We start from the raw sequence: 8,742 nt of genomic DNA on the forward strand, positions 1-8,742 counted from the left end.
CGGAGGCGAAGTGCGTACGCCGAGGCCCCGGCCCCCGGGGGTCCTCGGGGCCGGGGCCTCGGCGACGGGGTGGCTCAGCGGGCGGTGCGGAGGATGTCGGGCTCCAGGTAGATGACCCGGGCGATGGGGACGGCGGCGCGGATGCGCTCCTCCGCGGCGTCGATCGCGGCGGCGACCTGCGCGGCGGTCTCGTCGTGCTGGACGGCGATCTTCGCGGCGACGAGGAGTTCCTCGGGGCCGAGGTGGAGGGTGCGCATGTGGATGATGCCGGTGACGGTGGTGCCGTCGACGAGGGACTCCTTGATCCGGTGGACCTCGTCGAGTCCGGCGGCCTCGCCCAGGAGGAGCGACTTGGTCTCGACCGCGAGGACGACGGCGATCAGGATGAGCAGGACACCGATGCAGAGGGTGCCGATGCCGTCCCAGACGCCGTTGCCGGTGACGAGGGCGAGGCTGACGCCGACGAGGGCGAGGATCAGGCCGACGAGGGCGCCGAGGTCCTCCAGGAGGACGACGGGCAGCTCGGGCGCCTTGGCGGTGCGGACGAAGTCCTTCCAGGAGCGCTTGCCGCGGAGTTCGTTGGACTCCTTGATGGCGGTGCGGAAGGAGATCGTCTCGGCGATGATCGCGAAGACGAGGACGCCGACGGGCCAGTACCAGGCCTCGATCTCGTGGGGGTGCTTGATCTTCTCGTAGCCCTCGTACAGGGCGAACATGCCGCCGACGGAGAAGAGGACGATGGAGACGAGGAAGGCGTAGATGTACCGCTCGCGGCCGTAGCCGAAGGGGTGCTGGGGGGTGGCCTCGCGCTTGGCCTTCTTGCCGCCGAGGAGGAGGAGTCCCTGGTTGCCGGAGTCGGCGAGGGAGTGCACCGATTCGGCGAGCATCGATGACGAGCCGCTGAAGACGAACGCCACGAATTTGCTCACGGCAATCGCGAGGTTGGCGACGAGTGCCGCCACGATCGCCTTGGTTCCGCCTGACGCGCTCATGCGTGTCGTGTTCCCTTCACTGGTCCCGGTTGGGTTCGTGGGTTCGGCCGGTTCTGTACGGCGGGACATTGTTGCAGCACCGGATGAAGGCGCCGGGTCAGACCACCGCCGTGGCCCTGAAAAGGGTGCCCCCTCCCGACAGTCCGACGCTCTCCCCGGCCGGCACGAAGACGGATTGGCCGGGGCTGAGGGTGAGGTCCCCGAGGCGCGGGGCGCCGGCGGTGGCGAGGAGGATCTGCGGGGTCGGGGCGGTGAGGTCGACGGGGGCGGCGCCTTCGGGGCGCACGTACCGGGAGAGGCGGAACTCGTCGGCGGGCGTCTCGTACACCTCCTCGCCGCGGGGGGACGCCTCGGGGCGCAGGATGCCGGGGTCGCCGGCCTCGAAGCGGACGACGCGGAGGAGTTCGGGGACGTCGACGTGCTTGGGGGTGAGGCCGCAGCGCAGGACGTTGTCGGAGTTGGCCATGATCTCGACGCCGAGGCCGCCGAGGTAGGAGTGGGGGACGCCGGCGCCGAGGTAGAGGGCTTCGCCGGGCTGGAGCCGTACGTGGTTGAGGAGGAGGGCGGCGAGGACGCCGGGGTCGCCGGGGAAGTGGTGGGCGAGGGCGGCGTACGGGGCGTGGGCGCCGCCGAGGCGGGCGCAGGCGGCGGCGGTGTCGTGGACGGTGGCGGCGATGGCGTCGGGGTCGGCGGTGAGGACCGCGGTGAGGACCTCGCGGAGGGCGGCGTCCTCGGGGTGGGCGTGGAGGAGGTCCACGTACGGCTTGAGGGAGTCGACGTCGAGGGCGGCGAGGAGGCGGGCGGTCTCGACGGGTTCGCGGAAGCCGCAGAAGCCCTCGAAGGGGGTGAGGGCGCAGATCAGTTCGGGCTTGTGGTTCGGGTCCTTGTAGTTGCGGTGCGGGGCGTCGAGGGGGATGCCGGCGCGTTCCTCCTCGGCGTAGCCGGCCCGGGCCCGGTCGAGGTCGGGGTGGACCTGGAGGGAGAGGGGGGCGCCCGCGGCGAGGATCTTGAGGAGGAAGGGCAGGCGCGGGCCGAACCTGGCGACGGTGGCGGGGCCCAGTTCCCCGTCGGGGTCGGCGGCGATGACGTCGCCGAGGGGCTGTTCGCGGTCGCCTCCGGGGNCNNCGGCGTCAGTGGTGTATNNGAGGNAGGGTGGGCACCCATCCACATCTCGGCCTGGGGCTCGCCGGTGGGGGCGGTGCCGAGCAGTTCCGGGATGGCCGTCGTGGAGCCCCAGGCGTAGGGGCGGACGGTGGCGGAGAGGCGGTCCATGGGTGGTGGCTTTCCGTGCGGGCGGCGGGTTCGGCGGTCGGTCCGGTGTCGACAGGTCCGAGGCGGCGGTTCCGGTTCCGGGGCGACGGTCCCGGGGGCCGCTCACGGGGGCCGCTCACGGGGCGGCCGGGCGGGTCAGAGGCGCCGGCCGGAGGCCAGGGCGAGGTAGCAGGCGGCGAAGTCGGTGACGGCGAGGAGTTCGGCGAGGGCTTCGAGCGTGTCGCCCCCCTCGGGCTCCAGTTCGCTGACGGGTGTGTCGTGGCCGAGGGCGAGTTCGCGGGCGGCGGGGGCGGCGGTGAGGCCGCCGGCGTCGGCGGGGCGGTCGCGGAGCAGTACGACGCGGGCGTGCAGTGCCTGCGGGTCCTCGACGCGGTCGCGGAAGAAGTCGTCGGGGTCGGCGCCCGCGGCGAAGTCCCCGGCGAGGAGGCCGCTGTGGGCGGCGAGCGCCTCGGGGAGCTCCGCGGCGAGGGCGGGGCGGCCGGCGAGTTCGGCGAGGACGGCGGCGAAGCGGCGGCCCACGGGTGCGGCGGCGGCGCCCTCGGTCCAGATGAGGGGCAGCGCGTCGGAGAGTTCGGCGGCGAGGGTCTTGGCCGGGTTGCCGTACGTGGCGACGGCGGGGCCGCAGCGTTCGGCGGTGCGGTCGAGGCGGTCGGCGACCTTCTCCAGCGCGTCGGCGGGGGCCGTGAACAGGCCGACGCGGTCGAGGAGGGCGAGGAGCGGGGTGAGCAGCGCCCACAGTGCGCCGGGGCCGGCGGCCTGCGGCTCGTCGGACGGCTCGTGGGGGGCGGTCGCCATGGGGACGACGAGGCCGTGGGTGTTGCCGACGGCCTCCGCGATGAGCGAGCGCTGCGGGGCGACGGCGACGACGGTGACGCCGCGGCGGTACGCCTGCTCGGCGAGGGTGACGAGACCGGGTTCCGAGCCGTCGGTGGTCGGGACGAGCAGCAGGTCGACGGGGCCGGCCCAGCCCGGGAGGGCCCAGCGGAGCGCGCCCGCGGCCGGGGCGACGCCGGTGGGGTGCAGCCGGGTGACGGGTGCGGAGGCGCCGGCGAGGGCGGCGATCAGGTCGGCGGCCCCGGTGGCCGCCGGGCCGGTGCCGGCGACGAGGACGGTGCGGGGGCGGCCCTCCGACTCGAGGGCGGCGACGCCCGCTTCGGTGGCGTGCCGGGCGGCGGTGCGTACCCGGGCGCCCGACTCGGCGGCGCCGCGCAGGAGTCCGCGGCGGTCCGCCCGGGCCAGGGCCTCGGGAGCGTCGAGCAACGACTCGTCGAGCATGGGTGGGGCCTCCGATCGCCGGTGCGGGATGTGGCCGGGGTGGCGGGGTCAGGCCGGGCGGCGGGCCTCGTCGACGAGGAGCACCGGGATGCCGTCCCGTACCGGGTAGGCCAGGCCGCAGCCGTCGCCCGTGCAGACCAGCTCGGGGGTCTCGTCGGCCGTCCGGTCCGCGAGGGGCGCGCGGCAGGCGGGGCAGGCGAGGATGTCGAGGAGGCCGGCTTCGAGCGGCATGGGGTGGTTCCCTTCGGGTGTGCGGGCGATCCGGTCGGGGCGGTGGGTGCTGCGGTTCCCCGGCGTCGTCAGCCTACCGCCGGGTGCCNGGGGACGCNGGGNGNNCCGNCGNNGCCGTCACGCCCNNCCCGGCCCGGTGCCCGCCCGGCCGGATGCGGGAGGGCGCCGGGCCGGGGCGGGCGCGCCGGGGCGGCCGGTCAGGCGCGGACGAGGGAGAGGACCTCGTCGCGGACCTCGGCCATGGTGGTCTCGTCCTTGGCCTCGACGTTGAGGCGCAGCAGCGGTTCGGTGTTGGAGGGCCGGAGGTTGAACCACCAGCCGTCGCCGCCGATGGTCAGGCCGTCGAGTTCGTCGACGGTGACGCCGGGGCGGGAGGCGAAGGCCCCGCGTACGGCAGCGGTGCTGGCGGCCTGGTCGGCGACCGTGGAGTTGATCTCTCCGGAGGCCGCGTAGCGGTCGTACTCGGCGACCAGCGCGGACAGCGTGCCCTCCTGGCCGCCGAGGGCGGCGAGGACGTGGAGCGCGGCGAGCATGCCGGTGTCGGCGTTCCAGAAGTCGCGGAAGTAGTAGTGCGCGGAGTGCTCGCCTCCGAAGACCGCGCCCGTACGGGCCATCTCGGCCTTGATGAAGGAGTGGCCGACGCGGGTGCGGACGGGGGTTCCGCCGTTCTCCCGGACGACCTCGGGGACGGACCGCGACGTGATCAGGTTGTGGATGATCGTTCCGCCGGGGTGCTTGGCCAGCTCGCGGGCGGCGACCAGCGCGGTGATCGCGGACGGGGGGACGGGTTCGCCCCGCTCGTCCACGACGAAGCAGCGGTCGGCGTCGCCGTCGAAGGCCAGGCCCAGGTCGGCGCCCTCGGCGCGGACGCGCTGCCGGAGGTCGACGATGTTGGCCGGGTCGAGCGGGTTGGCCTCGTGGTTGGGGAAGGTGCCGTCCAGCTCGAAGTACATCGGGACCAGTGTCAGGGGCAGGCCGTCGAGGACGGTGGGGACCGTGTGGCCGCCCATGCCGTTGCCCGCGTCGACGACGACCTTCAGGGGGCGGATGGAGGTGAGGTCGACCAGGGACCTCAGGTGCTCCGCGTAGGCGGTGAGGGTGTCCGTCTCGGTTATCCCGCCGGGGGTGGCGGCCGGGGTGGGAGCCCCGGACTCCCGCCACTTCTCGACGAGGGCGCGGATGTCGGCCAGGCCGCTGTCCTGGCCGATGGGGGCGGCACCGGCGCGGCACATCTTGATGCCGTTGTACCGGGCCGGGTTGTGCGAGGCGGTGAACATGGCGCCCGGCAGGCCGAGGTGGCCGGAGGCGAAGTACAGCTGGTCGGTGGAGCACAGTCCGATGAGGGTGACGTCGGCGCCCCGGGCGGCCGCACCGCGCGCGAAGGCGCCGGACAGGCCGGGGGACGACGGGCGCATGTCGTGGCCGACGACGATCGCGTCGGCTCCGGTCACCTGGACGAAGGCGGCGCCGAACAGCTCGGCGAGCGCCTCGTCCCACTGGTCCGGCACGACTCCGCGGACGTCGTACGCCTTGACGATCTGCGACAGATCAGCAGTCACTGACCAACCTCCTGCGAGCCTGTGTGGAGTACACAAACTACCCGCAGAGGTGACGGATACGTCCGGAGGGATTCGCGGGCCGGGCGTGCCGGTCGGAGGAGTGCCCGGGGGCGGTTCCGGGGCCGGTGGGCGGAACGGCGCCGGGCCGGCCGCCGGTTCCAGGAGTCGGGGGAGCGCAGTACGCGCAGGTGGCCGCGGCGGCCGACCTCGACGGGGTCGCCGTTGCGGGAGCCGCCCTTGCCGTCGGCCTGGGCCCTGCGCTCCCGGGGGCGGGCCGCCTCGCGCACGGCGTTGGCGAGGGCCTCCAGGTCGTCGCCGCTGGGGCGGGCGGGGCCGGAGGCGTCGGACAGCCGGACGACCTCCCAGCCGCGCGGCGCGGTGAGGCGCTCGCTGTGCTCGGCGCACAGGTCGTAGCAGTGGGGTTCCGCGTAGGTGGCGAGCGGGCCGAGGACCGCGGTCGAGTCGGCATAGACGTACGTCAGTGTCGCGACGGCAGGGCGGCCGCACGCGGTGCGCGAACAGCGACGTACAGGGCTCACGACGTTGGACGGTACCGCACTCTTGAGCGGGCCGCGACGACTCTCCACCAGGTCGCTCGCCCGTGTCGTGGTGTGGCGTCCGGCACAGGTGGTCCTCGGGGGGCCCTTCCCACCTGTGGGAAGGGAGGGGGCGGCATCCGGGAAGGGGCGGGGCGGTCGCCCGGCCCTACGGCCGACTGAAAGAATCCGGCCGTTTTCATGGAGGGATCGATCGGATAACGGTACTGAATCGCGCCTCTGATTGGCTGAAACGCTCATACGGCGACATGCCGGAGTGTGGGCGGAGAGGGGAACACCGCACGTCCGGGAGGGCTACGCTGCGTCAGGTGATGGACAGTCCAGGACCGCCCCGCCCGACCGAGCCGCGACCGCGCCGCCGTGATCGCCACGGCCGGGGGATGCGCGGCCCCGTGGCACCGCCCCAGGTCCCCCTCTCCGCCACCAGGGCGGACACCTTCCGCGACCTGGTTCAGGACTCCGTGGAGCGGTTGGAGCGGCACTGGCCCCAGCTCGCCGAGGTGGACTTCATGGTGCTGGAGGTGCCGGCGCCCCAGGACGACTCCGTGCCGCTGGGCAGTTCGGCGCCGGCGACGCGGGACCGGCACGCGCGCGTGGTGGTGTACCGGCGGCCCGTGGAGCTGCGGGCCAAGGGCCGGGACGAGCGGGCGCTGCTGGTACACGAGGTCGTGGTGGAGCAGGTCGCCGAGCTGCTGGGCCTGGCGCCCGAGTCGGTGGACCCGCGGTACGGGCAGGACTGACCGGCGCGGGCCGGCGCGCCGGTGCCGCCCGTACCGGCGCGCCGGTACGGGCCCGTCAGTCGTCCAGGACGGCCAGGTCCTGCCGGGCCTCCGGTACGGCGACCTTCGCCCGGTCGTCGGCGAAGGTCTGGAGGGTGAACATCGCGATCCCGTCCTGCGGCAGGGCGAGCGTGCGCGCCGCGTGGACGGGGCCGCCGGAGAGGGTCTCGACCGTCAGGGCGTAGGAGCCCTTCAGGCCGGAGGGCACGGGCGGGGCGACCGCCAGGGTCGTGCCGCCCTTGACGGTGTACGTCTTGGTGGCGGGGGTGCCGCCCTCGGTGCCCGGGGAGGCGGTGACGCGGACCTCGGCGGTCCCGCCGGGCGCGGTCAGCGACAGGGTGGTGCCGTCGGCGCGGTTGTCGGCGACGGTCGCCCGCTCCCCCACCGGGCCGGCGGCCGGGATGAAGGCGACCTCCTGCTTCTCGCCGGAGCCGCGCACCACGCGCAGCGCGGCGACGACCGGCGCGGCCCGCTCCGCCCGGACCGGGGTCAGCAGCAGCGCGCCGGCCTCGCCGCTGGTGAGGCCCTGCAGGTCGGCGGAGGCGGTCATGCCGGACTTCACGCGGATCGTCTGCTGGGCGGCCGGGGTGATGGTGCCGGTGGGGCCGGCGAGCCGGAGCTTCAGTTCGGCGTCGTCCTCTCCGGGGGTGTACGCCACGAGCTGCACGGACGTGGCGTCCGCGGGGATGCCGGGGAGGACCAGCGAGGGGGCGGGGTCGGCGGAGGCCGGCAGCCAGTCGCTGCCGAGCTGGTCCACGGCGGAGCGGATGACCGCGCCGACGCGGCCGCTGCGGACGGTGACGTGGGCGGTCACCTCGGAGGTGGCCGGGTCCGCGGTGAGGGTGGACAGCAGCACGGGCACGCTGGACCGGGCGGGGACCGGGACGCCGTCGGTGAGCTGCGACTTCAGGGGGCCCTCGGGCCCGTACAGCTCGATGTCGACGACGGCGGCGGTGTCGTCCGGGTTGGTGAGGTGGACGTAGTCGCGGCGGTTCTCGGCGGTGGACGCGCCGGGGAACCAGAAGTCCGTGTCGGGGGGCGTGCAGGTGACGCCGAGCAGGCCGCGGGCGCCTCCGGCGGGGACGACGGTGGTCTGCTGCACGGTCCAGCCGGGGGCGAGGCGGCCGGAGGCGACGCCGACGAGGGCGGGCGCCTCGGCGCCGTTCGCCTCCGCCGCCACGGGCGTCCCCGGAGCGGTGGCGGTGGCGACGGGCTTGTCCCCGGCCGGCTTCCCCGCCGCCGGCCGGTCCTCCGCCCCGTCCTTCTCCTCTTCCTTCCCGCCGTCCTTCCCGCCGTCCCCGGGGGCGGGGGCCGCGTCACCGGTGGTGGCGGCCGGCTTCAGCTCGGCTCTGTCCGGCAGGGCTTCCCCGCCGGCCGGGGCGGGCCGGGGACCGCCGGTGGTGGCGGGGGTGAACGAGGTGTACGCCGTCTCGGCGACCTCGGAGGAACTCGGCGCCGGGCACAGGAGGCTGCTGCGCTCGACGGGCGCCGCGGCGGCCGCCCGGGCGGGCTCGTCCGCGCCGGACGGCGTCAGGGTGGCGAGGCCGGTGAGGGCGGCGAGGGCGGTCGCGACCGCGAGGAGGGAGAGGGTGCTGCGGTTCACTGGTGGCTGCTCCCGTCGGGACGCTGCTCGTTCTCTCGGCCGTACGGGTCGGATGGGTCGTACGGGCCGTACGGGTTCTGCTGCGGGTACGGGTACGGCTGACCGGCGTACTGCCCGTCGCCGTACTGCGGGCCCGCGTACTGCTGGTCGCCGTCCTGCCGGCCGGCGTACGCGTTCGGGTCGTACGGCCCCTGGGGGCCCTGCCCGTACGGGTCCTGCCCGTACGGGCTTTGCGGGTAGGGGTCCTGGCCGTACGGGTCCTGGCCGTACGGGTCCTGCCCGTACGGGTCCTGCCCGTACGGGGCGCCGTCGTGGGGGTGCGCGTGGGGCTGCCCCCCGTACGCCGGCTGCCGCCCGTGGTCCTGGTCGCCGTGGGGCTGCCGCTCGTACGCCGGACGGTCGTCGTACCCCTGTGCGGCGGGGTGGGCGGGCGCGGCGGGCCGGTCGGTGCCGGGAGGTTCCTGGGGNTNTNNT

Annotated in this window: 7 protein-coding genes and 3 pseudogenes; 1 reads left to right on the top strand and 9 read right to left on the bottom strand. The window is 75.1% G+C overall.

From position 1 onward, the window contains the following. Nucleotides 1-74: 74 nt before the first annotated feature. From MW084_RS10605 to MW084_RS10635, 7 genes and pseudogenes are all read right to left on the bottom strand, one after another. Nucleotides 75-992 (bottom strand): cation diffusion facilitator family transporter, encoded by a 918-nt coding sequence (locus MW084_RS10605; RefSeq protein WP_010472768.1) that lies wholly within the window; start codon nt 990-992, stop codon nt 75-77. 97 nt (nt 993-1,089) lie between these two features. Then, a partial coding sequence (gene manA / locus MW084_RS10610; RefSeq protein WP_275563562.1) for a mannose-6-phosphate isomerase, class I occupies nt 1,090-2,115 on the bottom strand: 1,026 nt, incomplete at its 5' end. 26 nt (nt 2,116-2,141) lie between these two features. Continuing rightward, a pseudogene (locus MW084_RS10615) lies at nt 2,142-2,264 on the bottom strand (type I phosphomannose isomerase catalytic subunit); the annotation flags it as partial. Between the two features lie 135 nt (nt 2,265-2,399). After that, nucleotides 2,400-3,539 carry an SIS domain-containing protein gene (locus tag MW084_RS10620; RefSeq protein WP_010472765.1) on the bottom strand — a complete coding sequence of 380 codons (1,140 nt, stop codon included), beginning with the start codon at nt 3,537-3,539 and terminating at the stop codon, nt 2,400-2,402. A gap of 48 nt (nt 3,540-3,587) precedes the next feature. Then, nucleotides 3,588-3,770 carry a Trm112 family protein gene (locus tag MW084_RS10625; RefSeq protein ID WP_010472763.1) on the bottom strand — a complete coding sequence of 61 codons (183 nt, stop codon included), beginning with the start codon at nt 3,768-3,770 and terminating at the stop codon, nt 3,588-3,590. 197 nt (nt 3,771-3,967) lie between these two features. Continuing rightward, complete coding sequence (locus MW084_RS10630; RefSeq protein WP_010472761.1) at nt 3,968-5,329, bottom strand: phosphomannomutase/phosphoglucomutase; 1,362 nt, start codon at nt 5,327-5,329, stop codon at nt 3,968-3,970. Nucleotides 5,330-5,490: 161 nt separating this feature from the next. Then, a pseudogene (locus MW084_RS10635) lies at nt 5,491-5,916 on the bottom strand (DUF3499 domain-containing protein); the annotation flags it as partial. A gap of 281 nt (nt 5,917-6,197) precedes the next feature. On the opposite strand from MW084_RS10635, the gene MW084_RS10640 reads away from it, so the two are divergent. Then, complete coding sequence (locus tag MW084_RS10640) at nt 6,198-6,626, top strand: metallopeptidase family protein (RefSeq protein ID WP_078571908.1); 429 nt, start codon at nt 6,198-6,200, stop codon at nt 6,624-6,626. A 55-nt stretch (nt 6,627-6,681) separates the two neighbouring features. Here the strand turns inward: MW084_RS10640 and MW084_RS10645 are convergent, their stop codons facing one another. Both MW084_RS10645 and MW084_RS10650 read right to left on the bottom strand, forming a co-directional pair. Then, entirely contained in the window at nt 6,682-8,268 is a 1,587-nt protein-coding gene (locus MW084_RS10645; protein ID WP_010472755.1) for a DUF5719 family protein, read from the bottom strand. Then, nucleotides 8,265-8,735: pseudogene (locus MW084_RS10650) on the bottom strand (family 2 glycosyl transferase); the annotation flags it as partial. The pseudogene MW084_RS10650 and the gene MW084_RS10645, both read right to left, overlap by 4 nt. Nucleotides 8,736-8,742: the final 7 nt, after the last annotated feature.

Source organism: Streptomyces sudanensis (assembly GCF_023614315.1).
Lineage (GTDB): Bacteria > Actinomycetota > Actinomycetes > Streptomycetales > Streptomycetaceae > Streptomyces > Streptomyces sudanensis.